Source organism: Cedecea selenatireducens (assembly GCF_042138895.1).
Taxonomy (GTDB): domain Bacteria; phylum Pseudomonadota; class Gammaproteobacteria; order Enterobacterales; family Enterobacteriaceae; genus Cedecea; species Cedecea selenatireducens.
Genome location: NZ_JBHIKW010000019.1, coordinates 25,021 through 48,278, shown reverse-complemented (window position 1 = coordinate 48,278; position 23,258 = coordinate 25,021). Strand labels below are relative to the sequence as shown.

Annotated in this window: 21 protein-coding genes; 4 read left to right on the top strand and 17 right to left on the bottom strand. The window is 55.3% G+C overall.

The genetic code is table 11. The features are described 5' to 3' along the window. Positions 1 to 215 precede the first annotated feature (215 nt). Genes hemG through pepQ form a run of 4 tightly spaced genes read right to left on the bottom strand, consistent with a single transcriptional unit; the run spans position 216 to position 4,199 of the window. Complete coding sequence (gene hemG, locus ACE38U_RS20905; RefSeq protein ID WP_038476803.1) at positions 216 to 749, bottom strand: menaquinone-dependent protoporphyrinogen IX dehydrogenase; 534 nt, start codon at positions 747 to 749, stop codon at positions 216 to 218. An 11-nt stretch (positions 750 to 760) separates the two neighbouring features. Beyond that, on the bottom strand, positions 761 to 2,212 hold the full coding sequence (gene trkH / locus ACE38U_RS20900) for a Trk system potassium transporter TrkH (protein ID WP_038476805.1): 1,452 nt from the start codon (positions 2,210 to 2,212) through the stop codon (positions 761 to 763). A 41-nt stretch (positions 2,213 to 2,253) separates the two neighbouring features. After that, positions 2,254 to 2,868, bottom strand: a complete 615-nt coding sequence (locus tag ACE38U_RS20895; protein WP_176981779.1) for an IMPACT family protein — start codon at positions 2,866 to 2,868, stop codon at positions 2,254 to 2,256. Next, a complete protein-coding gene (pepQ, locus tag ACE38U_RS20890; RefSeq protein ID WP_038476809.1) occupies positions 2,868 to 4,199 on the bottom strand; it encodes a Xaa-Pro dipeptidase in 1,332 nt (443 codons plus the stop codon). Before pepQ ends, ACE38U_RS20895 begins: the two co-directional genes overlap by 1 nt. A 191-nt stretch (positions 4,200 to 4,390) precedes the next feature. Between pepQ and fadB the strand changes: the two genes are divergently transcribed. Continuing rightward, entirely contained in the window at positions 4,391 to 6,580 is a 2,190-nt protein-coding gene (fadB, locus tag ACE38U_RS20885) for a fatty acid oxidation complex subunit alpha FadB (RefSeq protein ID WP_375530471.1), read from the top strand. Positions 6,581 to 6,589: 9 nt separating this feature from the next. Next, positions 6,590 to 7,753, top strand: a complete 1,164-nt coding sequence (gene fadA / locus ACE38U_RS20880) for an acetyl-CoA C-acyltransferase FadA (RefSeq protein ID WP_038476813.1) — start codon at positions 6,590 to 6,592, stop codon at positions 7,751 to 7,753. Positions 7,754 to 7,872: 119 nt separating this feature from the next. Here the strand turns inward: fadA and fre are convergent, their stop codons facing one another. Both fre and ubiD read right to left on the bottom strand, forming a co-directional pair. Further along, on the bottom strand, positions 7,873 to 8,574 hold the full coding sequence (gene fre, locus ACE38U_RS20875; protein WP_176981781.1) for an NAD(P)H-flavin reductase: 702 nt from the start codon (positions 8,572 to 8,574) through the stop codon (positions 7,873 to 7,875). A 47-nt stretch (positions 8,575 to 8,621) separates the two neighbouring features. Next, positions 8,622 to 10,115 carry a 4-hydroxy-3-polyprenylbenzoate decarboxylase gene (ubiD, locus tag ACE38U_RS20870; protein ID WP_176981801.1) on the bottom strand — a complete coding sequence of 498 codons (1,494 nt, stop codon included), beginning with the start codon at positions 10,113 to 10,115 and terminating at the stop codon, positions 8,622 to 8,624. Between the two features lie 179 nt (positions 10,116 to 10,294). Between ubiD and rfaH the strand changes: the two genes are divergently transcribed. Continuing rightward, a complete protein-coding gene (rfaH, locus tag ACE38U_RS20865) occupies positions 10,295 to 10,783 on the top strand; it encodes a transcription/translation regulatory transformer protein RfaH (RefSeq protein WP_038476819.1) in 489 nt (162 codons plus the stop codon). A gap of 46 nt (positions 10,784 to 10,829) precedes the next feature. Here the strand turns inward: rfaH and hemB are convergent, their stop codons facing one another. The 10 genes from hemB to udp all read right to left on the bottom strand — a co-directional run bounded on the left by hemB (position 10,830) and on the right by udp (position 19,827). After that, a complete protein-coding gene (hemB, locus tag ACE38U_RS20860) occupies positions 10,830 to 11,852 on the bottom strand; it encodes a porphobilinogen synthase (RefSeq protein ID WP_375530470.1) in 1,023 nt (340 codons plus the stop codon). Then, entirely contained in the window at positions 11,849 to 12,649 is an 801-nt protein-coding gene (gene tatD, locus ACE38U_RS20855) for a 3'-5' ssDNA/RNA exonuclease TatD (RefSeq protein WP_038476823.1), read from the bottom strand. Before tatD ends, hemB begins: the two co-directional genes overlap by 4 nt. A gap of 43 nt (positions 12,650 to 12,692) precedes the next feature. Continuing rightward, a complete protein-coding gene (gene tatC / locus ACE38U_RS20850) occupies positions 12,693 to 13,475 on the bottom strand; it encodes a Sec-independent protein translocase subunit TatC (RefSeq protein ID WP_038476825.1) in 783 nt (260 codons plus the stop codon). A gap of 2 nt (positions 13,476 to 13,477) precedes the next feature. Next, positions 13,478 to 14,035, bottom strand: coding sequence for a Sec-independent protein translocase protein TatB (tatB, locus tag ACE38U_RS20845; protein WP_038476827.1), 558 nt, complete (start codon positions 14,033 to 14,035; stop codon positions 13,478 to 13,480). A gap of 3 nt (positions 14,036 to 14,038) precedes the next feature. Continuing rightward, positions 14,039 to 14,293: a twin-arginine translocase TatA/TatE family subunit gene (tatA, locus tag ACE38U_RS20840; RefSeq protein WP_038476829.1), complete on the bottom strand. Its 255-nt coding sequence runs from the start codon at positions 14,291 to 14,293 to the stop codon at positions 14,039 to 14,041. 78 nt (positions 14,294 to 14,371) lie between these two features. Continuing rightward, positions 14,372 to 16,012 (bottom strand): ubiquinone biosynthesis regulatory protein kinase UbiB, encoded by a 1,641-nt coding sequence (gene ubiB, locus ACE38U_RS20835; RefSeq protein ID WP_038476831.1) that lies wholly within the window; start codon positions 16,010 to 16,012, stop codon positions 14,372 to 14,374. Then, complete coding sequence (gene ubiJ / locus ACE38U_RS20830) at positions 16,009 to 16,614, bottom strand: ubiquinone biosynthesis protein UbiJ (RefSeq protein WP_038476833.1); 606 nt, start codon at positions 16,612 to 16,614, stop codon at positions 16,009 to 16,011. The genes ubiB and ubiJ overlap by 4 nt, the downstream gene beginning before the upstream one ends. Before the next feature lie 13 nt (positions 16,615 to 16,627). Next, the gene (gene ubiE / locus ACE38U_RS20825; protein WP_038476835.1) at positions 16,628 to 17,398 is read right to left on the bottom strand and encodes a bifunctional demethylmenaquinone methyltransferase/2-methoxy-6-polyprenyl-1,4-benzoquinol methylase UbiE; all 771 of its coding nucleotides are present in this window, start codon (positions 17,396 to 17,398) and stop codon (positions 16,628 to 16,630) included. A gap of 91 nt (positions 17,399 to 17,489) precedes the next feature. Then, a complete protein-coding gene (rmuC, locus tag ACE38U_RS20820; RefSeq protein WP_375530469.1) occupies positions 17,490 to 18,923 on the bottom strand; it encodes a DNA recombination protein RmuC in 1,434 nt (477 codons plus the stop codon). Positions 18,924 to 19,065: 142 nt separating this feature from the next. Beyond that, positions 19,066 to 19,827, bottom strand: a complete 762-nt coding sequence (gene udp, locus ACE38U_RS20815; RefSeq protein ID WP_038476839.1) for a uridine phosphorylase — start codon at positions 19,825 to 19,827, stop codon at positions 19,066 to 19,068. A gap of 254 nt (positions 19,828 to 20,081) precedes the next feature. On the opposite strand from udp, the gene ACE38U_RS20810 reads away from it, so the two are divergent. Beyond that, positions 20,082 to 20,909, top strand: a complete 828-nt coding sequence (locus tag ACE38U_RS20810; protein ID WP_176981783.1) for a dienelactone hydrolase family protein — start codon at positions 20,082 to 20,084, stop codon at positions 20,907 to 20,909. Between the two features lie 38 nt (positions 20,910 to 20,947). On the opposite strand, the gene metE is transcribed toward ACE38U_RS20810, so the two are convergent. Then, the gene (metE, locus tag ACE38U_RS20805; RefSeq protein WP_038476843.1) at positions 20,948 to 23,209 is read right to left on the bottom strand and encodes a 5-methyltetrahydropteroyltriglutamate--homocysteine S-methyltransferase; all 2,262 of its coding nucleotides are present in this window, start codon (positions 23,207 to 23,209) and stop codon (positions 20,948 to 20,950) included. Positions 23,210 to 23,258: the final 49 nt, after the last annotated feature.

Sequence of the window (23,258 nt, the reverse complement as noted above, 5' to 3'; positions counted from 1 at the left end):
CTACTTTCTCAGTAGCGCGGGCTGTGCATATTACGCTTTCCCGCTGCGTAGTCAAGCATTTATTTTCCGCTTCACTCCGCCTGACACGCCGCTTTACAAGCCGTTGTTCCGTGTCAGTGGAGGCGCATTATAGGGAGTTCTTCGGCGGTGACAAGCGTTTATTTAAAAAAACTTTCTGACCGTATTCTTTTTCGCCAACCCGCTTATTTACAACACTATTTGGTGCTTAACTGCGCAATTTCATGGGCAAAACGGGCTACCTGCTGCCAATCGGTATAAACCACTTCTTTACTGGTATCCGTTTCACCGTCGGTCATTTTCATAATTAAGCGGATCATGAAGCGGTCTAACCAACCATAACGTGGATAACGCAGCGCACCTGCAAACACGGCACAATGGTCAGGCTGCCAAACCGAGTTAAGCAAAAACTTGCGGGTGTAGGGATTTGTCTGTGGCGAACGCTTCTCTGGTTTACGGGCAACCAGGTTGACTGCGAAAAATGCACTCGCACGCTCCTTCAGCTGCAGCTGATGCTTTTTCACAAACGCCTCGACGGAGGCATGGAAATGCCCGTAGCGAATAGAGGCACCAATAATTACCCGGTCGTAGTTAGCCCAGGCGATATCCTCGCAGCGATGGAGATTCACCACATCACTCTCAACGCCCAACTCTTTCAGTTCAGAAGAGATATAGGAAGCAATCTCACGAGTTTGACCATCTCGGGTCGAAAACAGAATTAAGGTTTTCACACAGGCTCCGGTTACTCTCGCCAGAAAGTAGGCGTGAACAGTACTAACAGGGTAAACACTTCCAGACGACCAAACAGCATATTCACAATCAGGATCCATTTGGCGACGGGATTCATGCTGGCAAAGTTATCGGCCACCACGCCAAGGCCGGGACCAAGGTTATTGAGCGTTGCCGCTACCGAGGCGAATGCTGAGAAGTCATCGACGCCGGTCGCGATGATGGCCAGCATACTGACAATAAACACCAGCGCATAAGCAGAGAAGAATCCCCATACGGCTTCGAGGATTCTCTCCGGCAGGGCCCGGTTCCCAAGTTTAATGCTGTAAACCGCATTCGGATGCACCAGGCGTTTCAGCTCGCGGTTACCTTGTTTGAACAGCAGCAGGATACGAATAACTTTCAGGCCGCCGCCGGTAGAACCCGCACAGCCCCCAATGAAAGCAGAACAAAGCAGCAATACCGGCAAGAATAGTGGCCAGCGGGCAATGCTATCCGTGGTAAAGCCTGCGGTGGTTGCCATCGATACGACCTGGAAGAAGGCCTGGTTTAAGGTCTGCCAGGCTGACTGGTAGGTATTGTGGAACCAAAGCACCAGCGTACAGACCAGAACCAGCGATAGCTGCACGCCGATGAACATACGAAATTCCGGGTCACGCCAGTACACCTTCAGGCTGCGTCCGCTGAGCACAGCGAAGTGCAGGCTATAGTTACAGCCGGAGATCAGCAGGAAGATAGCGATGATGGTATTGATTGTTGGGCTATTGAAGTAGCCCACGCTGGCGTCGTGAGTTGAGAAGCCGCCAATCGCAATAGTAGAGAAACTATGCCCGATAGCGTCAAACGCCGGCATACCGGCAAACCAAAGCGCAAGCGCGCAGGCAATCGTCAGCAGGACGTAAATAAGCCACAGCGTCTTTGCCGTTTCGGCAATTCGCGGGCGCATTTTGTTATCTTTTAGCGGCCCCGGCATTTCTGCCCGGTAGAGCTGCAACCCCCCGACGCCAAGAATAGGCAAGATGGCCACAGCCAGGACAATGATCCCCATCCCGCCGAACCATTGCAGCATCTGACGGTAAAAGAGAATGGCGTGAGGTAAAGAATCCAGCCCCACCAGCGTTGTTGCGCCGGTGGTCGTCAGGCCAGAAAAGGACTCAAAAAAGGCGTCTGTTACCGTCAGATTCGGCCGCTCGGCGAAGACAAACGGCAGCGCACCCACGCTGCCCAGCACGGTCCAGAACAGCACAACGATCAGGAAACCCTCTTTGGGTTTTAGCTCCCTCTTCTCGCGGCGGTTAGGCCACCACAGCAGAGAGCCGATTGCCAGAGCAACGAAGAAGGTTTGGGTAAAAGCGCGGCCGGCACCATCGCGATAGATTAGAGCCACTAAGCCGGGGAGTATCATGGTTCCGGAAAAGAGGATAACCAACAGACCAACGATTCGGGTTATGGCGCGAAAATGCATTTCAGCCGCTTCCTTAAATATCTATAAATAACGAGGTGGGATTATTGTTCAAACGGCAATAAATGCAATGCACCGCGGCTAAAATCACTCAGCCTGGCGCTGAAAGCAGCCACCTGGGTTTGCGGCAATGCTACGCGCAGATCAACGGCGACCTGGAAGTCGCTTTCCACGATAAGACCATCACTTTGCTTGAGCAGCGCTTCCACACCCGCCAGCTGCGAATAGTCGCACTGCAAAGTATATTCGGTTAACGGCACTTTGAGCACTGTCGGAAGCTGGTTTAACGCCAGCTGTACGCCTCCGCCGTAGGCTTTCACCAGGCCACCCGTGCCCAGCTTCACCCCGCCATAATAGCGCACTACAACCGCCGTGATTTCACCAATGCCTTTGCCCATCAGCTGAGCCAGGATGGGTTTCCCTGCGGTGCCGGCAGGTTCGCCATCATCCGAGAAACCGAGCTGCTGCGAGTCATCCGGCGCGCCAGCAACCCACGCCCAGCAGTGGTGCCGGGCGTCCGGGTGTTCGGCCCGGGCCTTCTCAACAAACGCTTTCGCCGCTATTACCCCGTCTGTATGAGCAACAAGGGTAATAAAGCGGCTTTTCTTAATCTCCTCGCTGACCGTGACGGGCTCAGCGGGGATTGGCCAGCTTTCCATTACGCGAGCTTCAGGTTACGCGTCATGTTTTCGGTGCTGTTTTCATAGATAACCACGTTATCTTCAATACGAATGCCGCCAAACGGCTTCAGGGCTTCAATGCGCTTCCAGTCGAAGTGCTTGCTGTATTGCCCTTCACGCCACGGTGCCAGCAACGATTCAATGAAGTACAGGCCAGGCTCGATGGTCAGCACCATGCGAGGTTCCAGCACACGGGTACAGCGCAGGTAAGGATGCTGGGAAGGTGCTGCCAGATGCGTCCCGGTATCGTCCTGCATAAACCCGGCTACGTCATGAACCTGCAGGCCCAGCGGATGCCCGATGCCGTGAGGCATGAACGGCGTGGTGATCCCGGCTTCCAGCATCGCCTCTTCACTGATGTCGTTCACCAGCTTGTGGCGGCGCAGCAGCTTAGCCAGGCGCTGATGGAACTGGATGTGGTAGTCGGTGTAGCGCACGCCGGACTTCATGGTATCGATAAGCGCCAGTTGCTCTTCGTTCACATCTTTAATCAGATGAGCGAAATCGCTGTCACCATGGGTGGTCCAGGTGCGGGTCAGGTCGGCGGCATAGCCGTTATATTCTGCCCCGGCATCCAGCAGGAAACTGCGGATTTCGGCAGGTACGCGGTGATCCAGCTTGGTGTAGTGCAGTACGGAGGCATGCTCATTGAGCGCCACGATATTGCCATAAGGCACGTCAGTATCGCGGTGGCCGGTTGCCGTCAGATAAGCGATGTTAATATCGAACTCGCTCATACCAGACAGGAAGGCTTCATGCGCAGCACGATGGCCCACAACCGCCGTTTTCTGCGCTTCACGCATGCAGGACAGTTCGTAGTCCGTTTTATAGGCGCGATAGTAATGCAGGTAATCGATAACCCCTTTCGGGTTGATATTGGCTGGAGTGATATCCAGCTGTAACGCACGCTCCGGCACCGGGCCAATATAACCGATGTTGCCGCGCGCAGCAGGCAGTTGACTGCCAATACCGTCGGCTTTTGGTAGCGCGATCACTTCAATATCATCGGTCCAGAAGGATTCCGGCAGCGGCTCCACGTTGTGCCAGTAATCTACCGGCAGATAGAACCACAGCTTCGGCTTATTCACGCCGTCCACCAGCAGCCAGCAGTTGGGTACCTGAGTGACCGGCACCCACGCCTTAAATTGCGGGTTAACTTTAAACGGATAGGCATGATCATCGAGGAAAACGTTGAACAGCTCCCCGGAGTGAATAAGTAATGCATCAAGGTTAAAACGCGCCAGAACGTTGCGGGTACGCTCCTGTAGCGTTGCCACATGATCTTTGTACAGCGCGGCCAGTGATTCCATAATTTATCCTTCTGTTTTTTGTACCTGTTCGCCACGCATCTTAGCATACCGTACAAACCGTCGAGTTATTTCCGCCTCCTGTGATCGAGTTTGCAAATATTTAAAGAGAAATTTGCATTTCATTAACATCAATTCCACACTCCGCTTCATCTGGTACGACCAGATCCCATTGCTGGATTCAGGAGACTGACATGCTCTACCAAGGTGAAACCCTACATCTCGACTGGCTGGAAGACGGCATTGCCGAACTGGTGTTTGATGCCCCCGGCTCCGTCAACAAGCTGGATACGGCGACCGTCGCCAGCCTCGGCGAAGCGCTGACCGTGCTTGAAAAGCAGCCGAACCTCAAAGGCCTGCTGCTGAGCTCCAGCAAGTCCGCCTTTATCGTTGGCGCCGACATTACCGAATTCCTCTCGCTGTTCCTGGTCCCTGCCGAACAGCTGACCCACTGGCTGCAGTTCGCCAACAGCGTATTTAACCGCCTGGAAGATCTGCCTGTCCCGACCATCGCAGCCGTGAATGGCTATGCGCTGGGCGGCGGATGCGAATGCGTACTGGCGACGGATTACCGCCTGGCCACAACGGATGCCCGCATTGGCCTGCCGGAAACCAAGTTAGGCATCATGCCAGGCTTCGGCGGTTCCGTTCGCCTGCCTCGTTTGTTAGGTGCGGATAGCGCGCTTGAAATTATTACCGCGGGCAAAGACGTCGGTGCGGCAGAAGCGCAAAAGCTGGGCCTGGTTGATGGCGTAGTGAAAACCGAAAAGCTGCGCGACGGTGCGCTGGCGATTCTTCGTCAGGCAATCAATGGCGAGCTGGACTGGCAGGCTAAGCGCGCGCCGAAACTGCAACCGCTGAAACTGAGCAAAATTGAAGCCGGCATGAGCTTTACCATCGCCAAAGGCATGGTGGCACAGATCGCCGGTAAACATTATCCGGCCCCGATGACCGCGGTAAAAACGATTGAAGCCGCCGCTGGCCTTGGTCGTGATGAAGCCCTGAAGCTGGAAACCCAAAGCTTTGTGCCGCTGGCTCGTTCCAATGAAGCCCGCGCGCTGGTCGGCATCTTCCTGAACGATCAGTTTGTTAAAGGTCAGGCGAAAAAGCTCACCAAAGATATTGAAACGCCTAAACACGCGGCCGTACTCGGCGCGGGCATTATGGGCGGCGGCATTGCCTACCAGTCTGCCTGGAAAGGCGTGCCGGTATTAATGAAGGACATTAATGAGAAGTCGCTGGCGCTGGGCATTAACGAAGCCAGCAAGCTGCTGAACAAGCAGCTTGAACGCGGCAAAATTGACGGCATGAAGCTGGCGCAGGTTATTTCGACCATTCAGCCAACGCTGGAATATGCCGGGTTTGATCGTGTAGACGTCGTTGTCGAAGCCGTGGTTGAAAACCCGAAAGTGAAAAAGGCGGTGCTGGCAGAAACCGAAGATAAGGTTCGCCCGGACGCCGTTCTGGCTTCCAACACCTCCACCATTCCTATTAGCGAACTGGCAAGCGGGCTGAAACGCCCGGAAAACTTCTGCGGCATGCACTTCTTTAACCCGGTTCACCGTATGCCGCTGGTTGAGGTCATTCGTGGGGAGAAAACCTCGGACGTGACGATTGCCAAAGTGGTAGCCTGGGCGAGCAAAATGGGCAAAACGCCTATCGTGGTAAACGACTGCCCGGGCTTCTTTGTGAACCGCGTGCTGTTCCCCTACTTCGCAGGCTTTAGCCAACTGCTGCGCGACGGCGCAGACTTCCGCCAGATTGATAAAGTGATGGAAAAACAGTTCGGCTGGCCAATGGGCCCGGCTTACCTGCTGGACGTGGTCGGGATTGATACCGCCCATCACGCTCAGGCAGTGATGGCCGCAGGCTTCCCGCAGCGCATGAGCAAAGATTACCGCGACGCGATAGACGTTCTGTTCGATGCCGGGCGCTACGGCCAGAAAACCCAGCAGGGCTTCTACCGCTTTAAAGAAGACAGCAAAGGCAAACCGCGCAAAGAGCAGGACGAAGCTGTCGATAGCCTGCTGGCAGAAGTCAGCCAGCCGAAGCGTAACTTTAGTGACGAAGAAATTATCGCCCGCATGATGATCCCGATGGTCAACGAAGTCGTTCGTTGCCTCGAAGAAGGCGTGATTGCCAGCCCGGCGGAAGCCGATATGGCGCTGGTTTACGGCCTCGGTTTCCCTCCGTTCCACGGTGGTGCATTCCGCTGGCTGGATACCCTGGGCAGCGCGAAATATTTCGATATGGCGCAGCAGTACCAAAACCTCGGCCCGCTGTACGTCGTGCCTGAAGGCCTGAAGGCCAAAGCATCACGCAATGAGCCGTACTATCCGCCGGTTGAGCCTGCCCGCCCGGCCAGTGACCTGAAAAGCGCCTGAGGAGTGATTATGGAAAAGGTTGTTATTGTTGATGCCATCCGTACGCCGATGGGCCGCTCTAAAGGCGGCGCATTCCGCAACGTTCGCGCAGAGGATCTGTCGGCGCACCTGATGCGCAGCATATTGTCCCGCAACCCGGCGCTCGAAGCGGCCGCGCTGGATGATATTTACTGGGGCTGCGTACAGCAGACGCTGGAACAGGGCTTCAATATTGCACGCAACGCGTCTTTGCTGGCGGAAATCCCCCATTCGGTCCCGGCCACCACGGTGAACCGTCTGTGCGGATCTTCAATGCAGGCGCTGCACGATGCCGCACGCATGATTCAAACCGGCGATGCGCATGCTTGCCTGATTGGCGGCGTAGAGCACATGGGCCACGTGCCGATGAGCCACGGCATTGACTTCCATCCAGGCCTGAGCCGCAACGTGGCAAAAGCCGCCGGTATGATGGGCCTCACGGCTGAAATGCTCTCCCGTATCCACGGCATCAGCCGCGAAATGCAGGATCAGTTTGCCGCCCGCTCGCATCAGCGTGCCTGGGCCGCAACGGAAGCTGGACACTTTAAAGCCGAGATTATGCCAACCAGCGGCCACGATGCCGACGGCGTTCTGAAACGCTATGACTTCGACGAAGTCATTCGCCCGGAAACCACGGTTGAAGGTCTGGCGGCGCTAAAACCTGCTTTCGACCCGGTCAATGGGACCGTCACCGCTGGCACATCTTCGGCGCTGTCCGATGGTGCATCCGCGATGCTGCTGATGAGCGAATCACGCGCCAAAGAGCTGGGCCTGAAAATCCGCGCTCGCGTGCGGTCTATGGCCGTCGTCGGCTGCGATCCGTCCATCATGGGTTACGGTCCGGTGCCGGCATCAAGGCTGGCGCTAAAAAAAGCAGGCCTGACGGCGCAGGATATCGACCTGTTTGAAATGAACGAAGCGTTTGCCGCCCAGATCCTGCCGTGCATTAAAGATCTGGGGCTGATGGACAAGATCGACGAGAAGATCAACCTGAACGGGGGCGCGATCGCGCTGGGTCATCCGCTGGGCTGCTCCGGCTCACGCATCAGCACCACGCTTATCAACCTGATGGAGCGCCGCGACGCGCAGTTTGGCCTGGCTACGATGTGTATCGGCCTGGGTCAGGGTATCGCGACCGTATTTGAACGCGTTTAATAAAAAACGAAACTGGGTTTAGTTGCCGTGTTTCCCGCCTGTCAGGGGCGGGTTTTTTATTTCTGAAAGATAAAAAAAACCACCGACGATGCGGTGGCTTATTCTGACGACGAACAACCTTAGATAAAGGAGAACGCGTCGCCGAACATGTGATCAACCAACGCACCGCGCTCGTTACAGAACAGGTCCCGGGCGATTTTCGCCATTTCGAAACGACCCGCGATATAAATATCGTGCCCGCTCAGTGAACTGTAATCCTGCATAACGGCGGTCAGTACTGTCCCGCTGCGGCCACGCCAGCCTTCTTCCGGCTGCTCAACCACGGCTTCAACACGCAGGTTCTGGTGCTGTAGGGTAAGCCCCTCAAGCTCGGCCAGATCGTAAAGATGTTTCTCTTCACGGCCGCCCCAGTAAATGGCAATTTCACGCTGCGGATTACGCGCCAGCGCGGTCAGCAGAATAGAGCGCACGTAAGAGAACCCCGTTCCCCCGGCAATCAGAATCAGCGGGCGCTCTTCATCTTCACGCAGCCAAGCATCGCCGTGTGGCATATCAACCACAATTTCCTGCTCTTTCAGAATACGGTCCATGACCGCCATGGCGTAGAGGTTGAGCTCCGAAGCACCGATGTGCAGCTCAATGAACTCATGCTCGCTCGGCGTGGATGCCATAGAGAACGGGCGTTTATCCCGTTCGTCCATCACCACCATCAAATACTGCCCGGCCTGGAATGAGAAATCGCCTTCCGGCAGCAATCGAACGCGATACACCGTGTCGGTTATCGCTTCTACCGAGTTCACTTTACAGCTTAAGGTTGTCATGCGTCCCCTCTGTCGGGTCAATAATGCTAAACCGTAAAGGTCGCCGCTCAGGCGCCTTTGTCGTTATCAAAAATAGCCAGTTCATCCCAGATTGCATCAATACGCGCGCATACCTCAACATCTTTCTTGATTGGGCGCCCCCATTCACGCTGGGTTTCGCCCGGCCATTTATTGGTGGCGTCCAGTCCCATTTTAGAGCCCAACCCGGAAACCGGGGAGGCAAAGTCCAGATAGTCTATCGGCGTGTTTTCCACCAGCACCGTATCACGGGACGGATCCATGCGAGTAGTGATCGCCCAGATAACATCGTTCCAGTCGCGCGCATTAACATCGTCATCGCAAACGATAACGAATTTGGTGTACATAAACTGGCGCAGGAAGGACCACACGCCCATCATCACCCGCTTAGCATGCCCGGCATACTGCTTTTTAATCGTCACCACCGCCAGCCGGTATGAACACCCTTCAGGCGGCAGGTAGAAATCGATAATTTCCGGGAACTGCTTTTGCAGGATAGGTACCAGCACTTCATTGAGCGCGACGCCCAGTACCGCAGGTTCATCCGGCGGGCGGCCGGTATACGTAGAATGATAAATCGCATCCTGCCGCTGGGTAACGTGAGTCACGGTAAACACCGGGAAGCTGTCGACTTCATTGTAGTAACCCGTGTGGTCACCGTAAGGGCCTTCCGGCGCCATCTCGCCCGGCTCAATATAGCCCTCGAGAACGATTTCCGCGCCCGCGGGCACCTCAAGGTCATTAGAAATACACTTCACAACCTCGGTTTTTGTGCCACGCAGCAGCCCGGCAAAGGCGTATTCAGAAAGCGTGTCAGGCACCGGCGTCACGGCCCCCAGAATGGTTGCCGGATCGGCGCCCAACGCTACGGAGACAGGGAAACGCTCGCCCGGATGAGCCTCACACCACTCCTGGAAGTCCAGGGCACCGCCACGGTGGGATAACCAGCGCATAATCAGCTTATTCTTGCCAATTAGCTGCTGGCGGTAAATACCCAGATTCTGGCGTTCTTTGTGCGGGCCACGGGTCACCGTTAAGCCCCAGGTAATTAGCGGAGCAACGTCTTCAGGCCAGCAGCGCATGATCGGAATACGATTCAGGTCGACTTCATCACCTTCCCAGATTTGTTCCTGGCAGGGCGCGTTACGCAGACGCTTGGTGGGCATATTCAGAACTTGTTTAAACTGCGGTAGCTTATCAAACAGGTCGCGAAAACCTTTTGGTGGCTCCGGCTCTTTAAGGAAAGCCAGCAGTTTTCCGACTTCACGCAGGGCGGTGACATCCTCCTGCCCCATGCCCATTGCCACGCGTTTCGGCGTTCCAAACAGGTTGCACAGCACCGGCATGGTGTAGCCTTTGGGATTTTCAAACAGCAGAGCCGGGCCGCCGGCTCGCAGAGTGCGATCGGCAATTTCGGTCATTTCCAGATTCGGATCGACGGGCAATGCGATACGTTTGAGTTCGCCCTGCTGCTCTAGCAGCGCAAGAAATTCGCGTAGGTCGTGGTATTTCATGCAATTTATCGTGACGTCGGATTTTGCCGTCATTATACGGACTTCACCGCCGCCATGCTGTATTTTTGTTAAATTAGCGTGAAACTCGCCGCCAGCGGCCACGCTTAGCCAGGTTATACTGGAGCTGTCTATCTCTGCGGAAGACGTTTTGTTATTCTGACGCGCTTAAACGGGCGAAAAGAGAAATTATGCAATCCTGGTACCTTCTTTACTGTAAACGTGGTCAATTATTGCGCGCAAAAGAGCATCTTGAGCGTCAGGCAGTAAATTGCCTTACGCCGATGATTACGCTCGAAAAAATGGTGCGTGGCAAAAGAACTGCGGTCAGTGAACCCCTGTTCCCTAATTATCTGTTCGTTGAGTTCGACCCGGAATCCATTCATACCACGACGGTTCATTCAACCCGCGGCGTCAGCCACTTCGTGCGCTTCGGCGCACAGCCGGCAACGGTGCCGGAGAAAGTGATTGATGAGCTGATTCACTTTCAGGCCGAGGACATCACCGACCCCGAAACGCCGTACCCGGGCGATAGCGTGGTGATTACCGAAGGCGCCTTCGAAGGGTTAGAGGCAATCTTTGCCGAACCCGACGGCGAAGCCCGCTCGATGTTGCTGCTGAACTTATTGAACAAGCAGGTGCGGCAAAGCGTCAGGAATACTGACTTCCGTAAGGTTTAATGTAAAAAGGCCAGCAAATGCTGGCCTTTCTGTCATCGAGTGGCAACTAGCGCTGCATTTGCTCATCGTGCAGCCACTGGGCAACACGTTTTGAGAAATACGTCAGCACGCCATCGGCTCCGGCACGTTTAAAGCACATCAAAGATTCCATAATTGCTGGTTTTTCGGCCAGCCAGCCATTCTGAATTGCCGCCATGTGCATAGCGTATTCACCGGAGACCTGATAGGCGAAGGTCGGCACGCCAAAGGTGTCTTTCACGCGACGCACAACGTCGAGGTAAGGCATCCCTGGTTTCACCATCACCATATCAGCCCCTTCCTGCAGATCCTGCGCGACTTCCTGCAGCGCTTCATCGCCGTTGGCCGGATCCATCTGGTAAGTCTTCTTGTTGCCGCCTTTCAGGTTACCGGAGGAGCCAATCGCATCCCGGAACGGCCCGTAGTAGCAGGAGGCATATTTCGCTGCGTAAGACATGATCTGTGTATTCACGAAGCCATCGGCTTCCAGTTGATCACGGATGGCGCCAATACGTCCGTCCATCATATCGCTAGGTGCGATTATCTCTGCCCCGGCTTCGGCATGGGAAAGCGCCTGACGAACCAGAATCTCGCGGGTGACGTCGTTGATAACATAGCCCTCGGCGTCAATGACACCGTCCTGGCCGTGAGTGGTGTACGGATCCAGCGCGACGTCGGTCAACAGCCCAAGCTCCGGCACGGCATCTTTCAGCGCGCGTACGGCACGCTGCACCAGCCCGTTTGGATTATAGGCTTCTTCAGCATGCAGCGATTTCCCATCACTTTCGATAACCGGGAACAAGGAGAGCACCGGCACACCCAGCTTCGCTACCGCCTCTGCTTCTTTCAGCAGTTGATCGATAGTCATGCGATAAACGCCCGGCATTGACGGCACTTCCTGCTGCTGGTTGTGGCCTTCCATGACAAACACAGGGTAGATAAGGTCGTTAACCGTCAGCTGGTTTTCAGCCACAAGGCGGCGGCTGAAGTCATGGCGGCGTACGCGACGCATACGACGACCGGGAAACGTACCGGGAAATGCATAGCTCATTTAACTTTCTCCTGATTAAAACCCAGTCGGAATAACCGACGAGCGTTGTCATCTGTTACCTGCGCAAGCCAGGCCGGATCTTCACCTCGCCATTCGGCTACCTTATTCAGGATATGGGGCAGGTAACAGGGTTCGTTGCGGCGGGACGCAGGTTTTGGTTGTAAATCCCGGGGCAACAAATAAGGCGCATCGGTTTCCAGCAGCAGTTGCTGAGCGGGGATGACCGGAAGTAACTCTTTTAAGGCCAGGCCACGACGCTCATCGCAAACCCAGCCGGTAATGCCGATAAATAGCCCGCGCAGCAGGCAATCGCGCGCTTCTGCTTCAGTACCGGTAAAACAGTGCAGCACCACGCCAGGCAGCTGATCCAGCCACGGATCTAACAGCGCTAAAAAACGTTCGTGGGCATCCCGGCAGTGTAAAAATACCGGCATCATGAGCTCAGCGGCCAACGCCAGCTGCGCGGTAAAAGCGCGCTCCTGCTCGGCCGGTGTAGAAAAGTTGCGGTTGAAATCAAGACCGCACTCGCCGATGGCGACGACCTGGGGGGCTGCAGCTAGCTGGCGAATGGCGTCCGCAGTCGCGTCATTCCACTGGCTGGCATCGTGCGGGTGCACTCCAGCAGTCGACCAGCAGTTGTCGTATCGCTGCGCCATGAGCAGCGCTTGTTCACTTTCATGGAGGTTGGTACCGGTCAACATCATGCCGCTCAGGCCAGCCTGCCACGCTCGCGTGACCACTTCCGCATGGTCTTTCGCAAATTGTGAACTGGTTAGATTAACGCCAATATCGAACATCTCATCCTCCAAACGACAACCGCCCCTGAGGGCGGTTATTTAATTACTGCTCTTTTTCAGAGCGCTCTTCTTCAGACTCCGGCTCATCTTCTTCATCACCGTTCCGCCCTTTACCGACGTAGAAGCGAGAGAAGAATACGCCAACCTCAAACAGGCAGTACATCGGCACCGCCAGAAGGGTCTGCGAGAAAACGTCCGGCGGCGTCAACAGCATGCCGACGACAAAAGCACCCACCAGAATATAAGGGCGTTTCTGTTTCAGAGACTCCGGCGTCGTCACGCCCATCCAGCACAGCAGGATAATGGCGACGGGCACTTCAAACGCTACGCCAAAGGCCATAAAGAGCGACATCACGAAGTCGAGATACTTCGTGATGTCCGTTGACACCACCACCCCTATTGGCGCGGTTTTCGTCAGGAAGCCAAAGGCAAGCGGAAAGACAACGAAGTAAGCAAACGCAATGCCGATATAAAACAGCAGCGTGCTGGAGAACAGCAGCGGCATCACCATTTTACGTTCATGCTTGTACAGCGCAGGGGCAATAAAGGCCCAAATCTGGTGCAGGATGACCGGGGCTGCCAGGAACACCGAAACGTAAATGGTTAATTTAATCGGGGTAAAGAACGGCGAGGCGACATCGGTCGCAATCATCGTTGACCCCAACGGCATGTGTTTTATCAGCGGCGCAGAGACCACCTGATAAATGTCGTTGGCGAAATAGACCAGCGCCAGGAAAATCACCAGCACGGCGATCATGCTGTTCAGCAGGCGCTTACGCAGCTCAATCAGATGGCTGATGAGCGGTTGGGTATCTTCAACAGCCATGGTTACGATTTTTCACTCGGAGGTTGCGTAGGTGCCGCGACAGGCGTTGCTTCTGGCAGAGGCCTCACCTGCGGCTCGACGGCAGGTTCAGCGACGTGCTCTACAGCCGTTGACGCAGGAGACACCGTCTCTGCCGGTACTGCATCAGGCGCGCTCGCCTGATGCGCTGCACTGGCCGGCGTCACGCCGTCATGACTCTGCTGCTCATCCTTCACCAGCGGGTTATGGATGGTGTGGGCTTCGTCACTGTTCTTTTCAGCATCGTTCTGGGTATAAGAACGCTTCATCGACTCAGCGGCCTGGCGCAGTTCGTCCATTGACGCTTTTAGCTCGGGCGTCAAATTATCCATACTGGCTTTCTCGACCTTTTTCAGGCTGTCCTGCAGCTCCTGCAGCTTCAGTTCCTGAACGAGTTCGTTCTGCACCGTGGTAGCAAGTGAACGCAGCGCGCGCACCCAGCCAACAACTGTTTTTACCGCCACCGGTAAGCGCTGTGGACCCAAAACAATCAGGCCAATCACAAACACCAGCAGCAGTTCGCCAAAACCAATGTCGAACACGGTTTATACCTGCTCTTTATCGTTGCTTTTCGCTTCGTCTTTTTTCACGTCGCTCGGTTTTTCAGAGAGGGATTTCGCTGTGAAATCAGCATCCTTCTCACCCTTTTCTTTCTCTTTGCTGTCGTCGTCGCCCATGGCTTTTTTGAAGCCTTTAATGGAAGCACCGAGATCTGAACCCAAAGAGCCTAGTTTCTTGGTGCCAAACAATAAAACAACGATAACAACAATGATTAGCAATTGTGGCCAACTGATGCCCATACCTACTCCTGACTGAAAGATGTTAAGGCAATGAGAACCGCTATTATACGGCAATCACCCGTTAATTCCGATTAAAGTTCAGGCAGAGCGCCGCCAGCCAATAAGCCAGACAACGATCCCCCCCGCCATCAGCCAGGCAGGCATAAAGTCCCACTCAGGCTTGTTGATCAGCAGCAGCGTGCCGCTCAGAATGAGCGTAGCACCGATACCGAACAGATAGCGCGACTGTCCCTGCCGCACGTGATGAAGTTGCAGGTCGCGCTGAATTTTATCAACGCTATGCTGTAATTGCTTGCCCTGGCGCAAACTGTTGTACACCAGTTCCGGCAACTCCGGCATTTTTTCCACCCAGAAGGGTGCTTTCTCTTTAAAAGCCCGAACCAGAGCAGGAATACCAACCTGATCTTTGATCCAACTTTCCAGGAAAGGTTTCGCCGTTTTCCACAAATCGAGCTGTGGATAGAGCTGTCGACCAACCCCTTCGACGTATAAAAGGGTCTTTTGCAGTAAAACCAGCTGTGGCTGAACTTCCATGTTGAAACGACGCGCGGTGTTGAACAGGTTCAGTAGCACGTGACCAAAAGATATCTCAGCCAGCGGCTTCTCGAAAATAGGCTCGCAGACGGTACGAATAGCAAACTCGAAATCTTCTACGTTTGTGTCCGGCGGTACCCAGCCGGAGTCCACGTGCAGCTCGGCAACTTTGCGGTAATCACGGTTGAAGAAGGCGATAAAGTTTTCCGCCAGATAGCGCTTATCGTCTTTGTTCAATGAGCCCACGATGCCGCAGTCAATACCAATGTATTGCGGATCATCCGGATGGTCGTAGCTCACGAAGATATTGCCCGGATGCATGTCCGCATGGAAGAAGCTGTCGCGGAAGACCTGCGTAAAGAAGACCTGCACGCCACGTTCGGCAAGCAGCTTCATGTTGGTGCCCTGAGCCTCAAGCGCAACGGTATCGGAGACCGGAATGCCGTAAATCCGCTCCATCACCATCATGTTTTCGCTGCAGTAATCCGAATAAACCTCCGGCACATAGAGCATTGGGCTATTTTCGAAGTTACGCCGCAGCTGGATGGCATTCGCCGCTTCACGCAGCAAATTGAGTTCATCTATCAAGGTCTTTTCGTATTCACGCACGACTTCCAGTGGGCGTAAACGGCGGCCATCCGGCAGCAGGCGAGGCACCCAGCGAGCAAGGCGATAGATAAGCTTCATGTCAGCCTTGATAACCGGCAGGATGTCAGGCCGAATCACCTTAATCACGATCTCTTTGCCGTTCTCTTTCAGCCGCGCGGTGTGCACCTGGGCAATAGAGGCTGAGGCCAGAGGTTTGATTTCAAAGTCGTCGAACCAGCTTTCAACGGGAAGACCGCCCATCGCCAGCTCAATCTGTTTTTTCGCCAGCGCGCCGTCAAAAGGTGCAACTCTGTCCTGCAGCATCGCCAGTTGGTCGGCAATCACCGGCGGGAACAGATCGCGACGGGTGGAAAGCATCTGGCCGAGCTTGATCCAGACGGGTCCCAGCTCCTGCAGCGCAAGACGAAGACGTTCGCCCAAAGGCTTATCACGATGACGGTTAGGCATCCAGAACAGGCAGCGCCGCCATAAGCGTAGCGGTAGCGTAATGCGCATTTTGGGGATCAGTTCATCGAGACCATAGCTCAGGAAGGTACGGACAATGAAATATAGGCGGCGAATTTCTCCTGGCGTCATTTGCCCTCCAGCTTATCCAGCCGTTCGGAGAGTGAGTCCACCGAGCGGGCCAGCGCTTCGGTTTCCTCTGCGAACCAGGCAACTTCCAGCGAACCCGGCGCAACGCGCCACTCTTCGGTGAGCACTTCGCCGAGGTACTGCTGATTACGAATAAATCCTTTCTGCAGCAGCTTGCCGCCGCGGCGGGCAATTTTACTGATGCCTTCAGAGGCAATATCGCCGATGTAGGGCGCCAGCAGTTCCGCAGGGTCAAACTCCGCGAGATCCATTAGCGATGCCAGATTTTGTACAACCTGAATGTCACCTTCAACCTCCAGCTCACCGCTGCGAATCAGGGCGGTAAGCTGTTGACGATCGCGCAGCTTCGGCAATACGCCAATACGCGTTGTGACCTGGCAATCCGCCTCGCCTTCCCACTGGCTCAGGACATCCAGCTGTTGTTCACTGAACGCCAGCACCAGCGGGGCAGAAAACTCTTTCAGGCTGATGCGCAGCGTCTTGCCCTGCAGGCGCTGGCGCGCAGATTTCAGGCTACGGTCGCGCCAGAGGAAGGTGTTCAGCACACCTTCGATTCCGGCGGTCATAAGCGGCATAAACGGCATCGCGGCTCCCTGGTTAAAATTTATAGCCACGGTGCAGGGCGACAATCCCACCGGTCATATTGTAATAGGTGGTGTTTTCAAAACCTGCTTCTTCCATCATCCCTTTGAGCGTTTCCTGGTCCGGATGCATGCGGATAGATTCTGCCAGGTAGCGGTAGCTTTCGCCATCCTGTGCCACCATCTCACCAATGCGCGGCAGAATGTGGAAGGAGTATGCGTCGTAGGCTTTGTTTAGCGGTTCGAAGGCAGGTTTGGAAAACTCAAGCACCAGCAGGCGGCCACCAGGCTTGAGGACGCGGAACATTGAGCGCAGCGCGGCGTCTTTGTCTGTGACGTTGCGCAGGCCAAATGAAATGGTGATGCAGTCAAAGGTGTTGTCGGGGAACGGCAGCGCTTCGGCGTTGGCCTGCACGTATCTCACGTTCCCAACAATGCCGATGTTGCGTAGCTTTTCGCGCCCCATTTTCAGCATCGAGTCATTGATGTCCGCCAGCACCACTTCACCGGTGTCACCCACCAGGCGAGAGAATTTCGCCGTCAGATCGCCCGTGCCGCCCGCAAGGTCCAGCACGCGCTGGCCGCGACGTACGCCGCTACAGTCAATCGTGTAACGTTTCCACAACCGGTGGATACCAAAAGACATCAGGTCGTTCATTACGTCGTACTTCGCCGCAACAGAGTGGAACACGTTCGCCACCATATCGACCTTCTGCTCTTTGGCTACGGTACGGAAGCCAAAGTGCGTTGTTTCCTTGGATCCGGACTCCTGGGATTCATCAACCATCTCAATGCCTGCTTAATCAAGAAAATGTTCGGGAAGTGTAACAGAATGGGCGCGAAAGCCCTATGATTCAACCGTGCGGCTAAACCTTAGCTCAACGCCCTTCTCCTGAGCGTTGTGAAGCAAATTCATCAAATTCGGGCGCTGATTCTGCGCTCTCGTGGCCCAGCCGTGCGGAATCATCTTCATCTCCCTGATGAGCACGTTCGACCAGATCTGGGTTAATCTCTCGCTTCACTTCTACCCCAAGCCCGCGAAATGCCTCTGCCTGAACCAGGATATTTCCACGCCCCGACGAAAGCTTTTTCATCGCCTGACGGTAGTTATCTTGTGCCTTATCGAGGCTTTGGCCAATCGCGGACATATCATCCACGAACAGGCGCATTTTGTCGTACAGACGCCCGGCGCGCTCGGCGATTTGCTGGGCGTTACGGCTTTGATGCTCATAGCGCCACAAATTGGCAATGGTACGCAGCGCCACCAGCAGCGTCGTCGGGCTGACCAGCATAATGTTGTTTTTCAGCGCTTCGCTAATCAGCTCGGGTTGGCGATCGATCGCCAGCAAGAAGGCGGGTTCAACCGGGATGAACATCAGCACGTAGTCCAGCGAACGCAGCCCCGGCAGTTGCTGGTAATCCTTACGGCCCAGAAGGCGAATATGGCTGCGGATAGCGGCAATATGCTCATTCAGCGCGCTTTCACGCGTGAGTTCATCTTCACCGTTGAAGTAGCGCTCATAAGCCACCAGCGTCATTTTCGCATCGATAACAACGTCTTTGCCCTGCGGCAGGCGAACAATGACGTCCGGTTGCATACGGCTGTTGTTCTCAAGCTGGATGTTCACCTGAGTCTGGTATTCATGACCTTCGCGCAGGCCAGAAGCTTCAAGCACGCGGGTTAACACCACTTCCCCCCAGTTGCCCTGGGTTTTGTTGTCGCCCTTCAGCGCTTTGGTGAGGTTCAGCGCCTCTTGCGCCATATGGGCGTTGAGCTGCTGCAGATTGCGGATTTCGTGCGTTAGCGTATGGCGCTCGCGCGCCTCCTGGCCAAAACTCTCCTGGACCTGGCGACGGAAGCCGTCGAGCTGTTCGCGAAGTGGCGAAAGGAGCACATTCAGGCTTTGGCGATTCTGTTCCTCTACCTTGCGCCCGCTCTGCTCAAAAATACGGTTTGCCAGATTCTCAAACTGCTCGTTAAGGCGCTGCTCGCTGTTGAGCATTTGACGGTGCTTATCTTCGGCATTGAGCCGCGTTTGCTCCAGCAGCGTGGTTAATTCACGGATGTCAGCTTCCTGCCCGCTGTTAATTTCCATTTGGGCACGGACTTCACGGTTAAGCTGCTCGCACTCTTCCCGCCAGTGTTGGCTTTGCTGAAGCTCCTGGCGCGCGGCGGCAAGCTCCCCGTAGATTTCACGCTGTTCTTCGTGCAAAGCCGCCAGCCGCTGAGCCGCACGCAGGCTGGCAATAAGCCAACCGGTCAGTAAGCCCACCAGCCCAATGCCCAGCCCAAACAACAGTGAAATATCCATGCTTCCCCCAAAACGATACCAACAGCGGCAAGATAAAATTCTGCTGTATAAATGTCCAGATGAAAAGGGATTTTCCGGAAGGCGCTACGCAAAGCATAAAAAAAGCCGGCGAGCGCCGGCTTCGAATTGAAAACAGGGAAAACTACAGCAGGCGACGGGCCGCTTCGACCACGATTTTCACCGCGTGGCTTTCCGTTTTCTTCATGGTTTCCGCGTTAGGGATCTCTTGCTGAGTACGGTTCACGATAACCCCGGCAACCATACCCGCACGCAGGCCCTGGCTGGAGCACATGGTCAACAGCGTGGCGGATTCCATTTCATAGTTCATCACGCCCATCTCCTGCCACTCTTTCATCGAGCCCTTGAAGCGGCTAACGACGCGGCCGGACAGCGTATCGTAACGCTCCTGCCCCGGGTAGAAGGTGTCTGAAGAGGCGGTTACGCCAATGTGGGTCGTGGCACCTACGGCTTTTGCCGCTTCAACCAGCGCAGTGGTACAAGCGAAGTCTGCCACAGCCGGATATTCCATTGGCGCAAAGTGCAGGCTGGCCCCGTCAAGACGAACGGATGCGGTAGTCACCAGCACGTCGCCCACGTTGATGTTCGGCTGAATCGCACCGGTAGTCCCGACGCGCAGGAAAGTACGGATGCCAAGCTGCGCCAGTTCTTCAACCGCAATAGAAGTAGAAGGGCCACCGATGCCGGTAGAACAGATGATAACCGGCTTACCGTCCAGCTCAGCACGCCAGGAGGTGAATTCACGATGGGCAGCCAGCTTAACCGGCTTGTCCATCAGCGCGGCGATTTTTTCCACACGCTCAGGATCGCCAGGGACGATGGCGAGCGTAGCCCCTTGCAGGTCATTTTTAGTGAGGCCGAGATGGAAAACATCAGACTTGGACATAACAGACTCCTCTGTTGAGTAGGTTTCAGGAGAAGCAAAGCGACACTTTACAGAACCCCTGAGCATAATTTCGTGATGACGCTCACTTTGAATGAAACAAATTACATTATTTGTATTCACATAAGTGACCAAAGTCACACATACGAATCGATCGGGCTATTTTTTGAACTTCATCTGCGTTTTTTGGCGACCAGATTTGCTACTAATCCTGGCTATAGTTATCACACTGCGCTAATGCTGGTTCGGAGAAAACCATGAAACAAAAGCAAACAACACATAACACACCGGGCGAAGGCTTCGCACCGGCGGCCTCACCCATCGCTTCCACCACCGTGTTAACACCGGACGATGCCATTGTTTCCGGGGAAACATCCATTCCAAGCCAGGGCGACAATATGCCGGCTTATCACGCGCGGCCTAAAAATGCCGATGGGCCGCTTCCTGTGGTTATCGTCGTTCAGGAGATTTTTGGCGTACATGAACATATCCGCGATCTTTGCCGCCGACTGGCGCTTGAAGGGTATCTGGCCATCGCGCCAGAACTTTACTTTCGCCAGGGCGAACCGGGAGACTTCGCCGATATTCCAACGTTGCTGAGCGGGCTGGTTTCAAAAGTGCCGGACAATCAGGTGCTGGGCGACCTTGACCATGTGGCCAGTTGGGCTTCCCGTAACGGAGGCGACGCGCATCGCCTGATGGTGACCGGTTTTTGCTGGGGCGGGCGCATTGCCTGGCTGTATGCCGCGCACAATCCACAGCTTAAAGCCGCGGTGGCGTGGTACGGCAAGCTGGTAGGAGACAAAACATTAAACTCTCCGCATCATCCCGTAGATATCGCCGTCAACCTTAATGCCCCGGTGCTCGGCCTATATGGCGGCCAGGATACCGGGATTTCTCAGGAAAGCGTTGAGACGATGCGCCAGGCGCTGCGAGCGGCAAATGCCAATGCGGAAATCATTGTCTACCCGGAAGCCGGCCATGCTTTTAACGCAGATTACCGCCCGAGTTACCATGAAGAGTCGGCCAAAGACGGCTGGGAAAGGATGCTGGCCTGGTTTAAGCGGTATGGCGTGAGGAAATAGAAAAACGGGGGCCAGTTGCCCCCATTTTGTTTTTAGAACTATGCGCTACGCAGGTTCTGCGCCGCCTGCACCATGTTCGCCAACGCCGCACGAGTTTCTGGCCATCCGCGCGTTTTCAGGCCGCAGTCCGGGTTAACCCACAGGCGCTCTGCCGGTACGGACTCCGCAGCTTTCTTCAGTAACGCTTCAATCCACTCCACATCCGGAACGTTTGGGGAGTGAATGTCATACACGCCCGGCCCGATTTCGTTCGGGTATTCGAACTCTTTGAACGACTCTAGCAGATCCATATCGGAACGAGAGGTCTCGATGGTTATCACGTCTGCATCCAGCGCCGCGATAGAGTCCATGATGTCGTTGAACTCGCAGTAACACATATGGGTATGGATCTGGGTGTCGTCACGCACCACGGCGGCGTTCAGTCGGAAGGCTTCCACGCCCCACGCCAGATAAGCCTGCCAGTCGGACTGACGCAGCGGTAAACCTTCACGCAGAGCGGGCTCATCAATCTGGATGATACCGATACCCGCAGCTTCCAGATCCGCCACTTCATCACGCAGGGCCAGGGCAATCTGCTTCGCGATAGTCTCGCGAGAAACATCTTCGCGCGGGAAGGACCAGCAAAGAATCGTGACTGGGCCGGTCAGCATGCCTTTTACCGGTTTGTCGGTCAGGGACTGCGCGTATTTCGCCCACTCAACGGTGATTGGCTCAGGACGGCTGATGTCACCGATAACAATCGGCGGCTTAACGCAGCGGGAGCCGTAACTCTGCACCCAGCCATTCTGAGTAAACACAAAACCATCCAGATGTTCGCCGAAGTACTCAACCATGTCGTTACGCTCGGCTTCGCCGTGCACCAGCACGTCCAGGCCCAGACGCTCCTGCTCGGCAATCGCCTGTTTAATGTGTTCGGCGATGCCGGTGCGGTAGTTGTTGGCATCCAGCTTCCCTTTCTTGAAGTCCAGGCGCAGGCCACGGATTTCGGTCGTTTGCGGGAAGGAGCCGATGGTCGTCGTTGGCCACGCCGGCAGATTGAAACGTTCACGCTGTGCCGCCGCACGCGCGGTATAGGAACTCTGGCGCTGGCTGTCCTGCGCGGTGATTTTCGCCAGGCGTTCGCCCACTGCGGCATTGTGCACGCGCTTAGACTGACGGCGAGCCTGAATCGGCGCACTCCATTCGGCAATTTTCGCAGTATCGCCGCTGTTCAGCGCTTCGGTCAGTAAGGACAGCTCGGCACACTTCTGCAGGGCAAAGGCAAACCAGCTTTTAACTTCAGCATCCAGACGAGTCTCTACGCTCAGGTCGATTGGGCTGTGCAGCAGGGAGCAGGAAGAGGCAACCCACAGGTCACGTTTACCCACCAGGTCTTTCAGTTGAGCGTATTTCTCCGTCAGGTCGGCACGCCAGACGTTACGGCCGTTGATCACGCCCGCAGACAGCAGCCAGTTTGCAGGCAGCTTCTGATGAATCTCTTTCACATCATCTTTGCCGTGAACAAAGTCTACGTGCAGGCCCTGTACCGGCAGCGCGGTGATGGTATCCAGGTTTGGCCCCACCCCTTCGAAATAGGTAGTTAGCAGCAGCTTAACCTGGCCGGTCAACGCGTCGTAAGCTGGTTTGAACGCATCAAGCCACGCCTTTGGCAGCTCCAGAACCAGCGCAGGCTCGTCGATCTGCACCCATTCAACGCCGCGTTTCGCCAGCTCGGCCAGCACCTGCTGGTAAACCGGCAGAATGTCTTTCAGCAGGCTCAGGCGGTCAAACTGTTCGCCCTTCACTTTGCCCAGCCACAGGTAAGTCACCGGGCCCAGCAGCACGGGCTTCACGTTATGGCCCAGCGCAAGCGCCTCGTCGACTTCTTCCAGCAGCTGAGCCCAGGTCAGTTTGAACTGCTGACCTTTGGTAAATTCCGGCACCATGTAGTGGTAGTTAGTGTTGAACCATTTGGTCATTTCAGCGGCGGCGGCAGGCTCGCCGGTTGGCGCACGACCACGACCAATGCGGAACAGCGTATCGATATCGACGCTGCCGTCTTTGTTCTGATGACGAGCCGGCACGTTACCGAGCAGCAGGCTGGTGGTCAGAACATGGTCGTACCAGGCAAAGTCGCCCACCGGCAGTAATTCAACGCCGGCCTGTTTTTGTTGGTCCCAGTGGCGGGCGCGCAGCTCGCGGCCAACCGCCAGTAATTCTTCACGGGAGGTATTTCCTGCCCAGTAGCTTTCCTGTGCTTTTTTCAACTCGCGCTTAAGGCCGACGCGAGGGAACCCCAGGGTGTGATTATGGATTGTCATGGTCTGTCCTCTATTCGGTGCGATGTATTTAGCCATCCAGATGTTTACA

What these genes read in the sequence shown, in the direction of transcription:
- ubiB (WP_038476831.1), bottom strand. Translation starts at nt 16,012, where the DNA reads ATGACGCCAGGAGAAATTCGCCGCCTATATTTCATTGTCCGTACCTTC.
- fre (WP_176981781.1), bottom strand. Translation starts at nt 8,574, where the DNA reads ATGACAACCTTAAGCTGTAAAGTGAACTCGGTAGAAGCGATAACCGAC.
- ACE38U_RS20810 (WP_176981783.1), top strand. Translation starts at nt 20,082, where the DNA reads ATGAAACAAAAGCAAACAACACATAACACACCGGGCGAAGGCTTCGCA.
- metE (WP_038476843.1), bottom strand. Translation starts at nt 23,209, where the DNA reads ATGACAATCCATAATCACACCCTGGGGTTCCCTCGCGTCGGCCTTAAG.
- ubiJ (WP_038476833.1), bottom strand. Translation starts at nt 16,614, where the DNA reads ATGCCGTTTATGCCGCTTATGACCGCCGGAATCGAAGGTGTGCTGAAC.
- rfaH (WP_038476819.1), top strand. Translation starts at nt 10,295, where the DNA reads ATGCAATCCTGGTACCTTCTTTACTGTAAACGTGGTCAATTATTGCGC.
- ubiE (WP_038476835.1), bottom strand. Translation starts at nt 17,398, where the DNA reads ATGGTTGATGAATCCCAGGAGTCCGGATCCAAGGAAACAACGCACTTT.
- udp (WP_038476839.1), bottom strand. Translation starts at nt 19,827, where the DNA reads ATGTCCAAGTCTGATGTTTTCCATCTCGGCCTCACTAAAAATGACCTG.
- tatD (WP_038476823.1), bottom strand. Translation starts at nt 12,649, where the DNA reads ATGTTCGATATTGGCGTTAATCTAACCAGTTCACAATTTGCGAAAGAC.
- tatA (WP_038476829.1), bottom strand. Translation starts at nt 14,293, where the DNA reads ATGGGCATCAGTTGGCCACAATTGCTAATCATTGTTGTTATCGTTGTT.
- hemB (WP_375530470.1), bottom strand. Translation starts at nt 11,852, where the DNA reads ATGAGCTATGCATTTCCCGGTACGTTTCCCGGTCGTCGTATGCGTCGC.
- rmuC (WP_375530469.1), bottom strand. Translation starts at nt 18,923, where the DNA reads ATGGATATTTCACTGTTGTTTGGGCTGGGCATTGGGCTGGTGGGCTTA.
- pepQ (WP_038476809.1), bottom strand. Translation starts at nt 4,199, where the DNA reads ATGGAATCACTGGCCGCGCTGTACAAAGATCATGTGGCAACGCTACAG.
- ACE38U_RS20895 (WP_176981779.1), bottom strand. Translation starts at nt 2,868, where the DNA reads ATGGAAAGCTGGCCAATCCCCGCTGAGCCCGTCACGGTCAGCGAGGAG.
- fadA (WP_038476813.1), top strand. Translation starts at nt 6,590, where the DNA reads ATGGAAAAGGTTGTTATTGTTGATGCCATCCGTACGCCGATGGGCCGC.
- fadB (WP_375530471.1), top strand. Translation starts at nt 4,391, where the DNA reads ATGCTCTACCAAGGTGAAACCCTACATCTCGACTGGCTGGAAGACGGC.
- trkH (WP_038476805.1), bottom strand. Translation starts at nt 2,212, where the DNA reads ATGCATTTTCGCGCCATAACCCGAATCGTTGGTCTGTTGGTTATCCTC.
- tatC (WP_038476825.1), bottom strand. Translation starts at nt 13,475, where the DNA reads ATGGCTGTTGAAGATACCCAACCGCTCATCAGCCATCTGATTGAGCTG.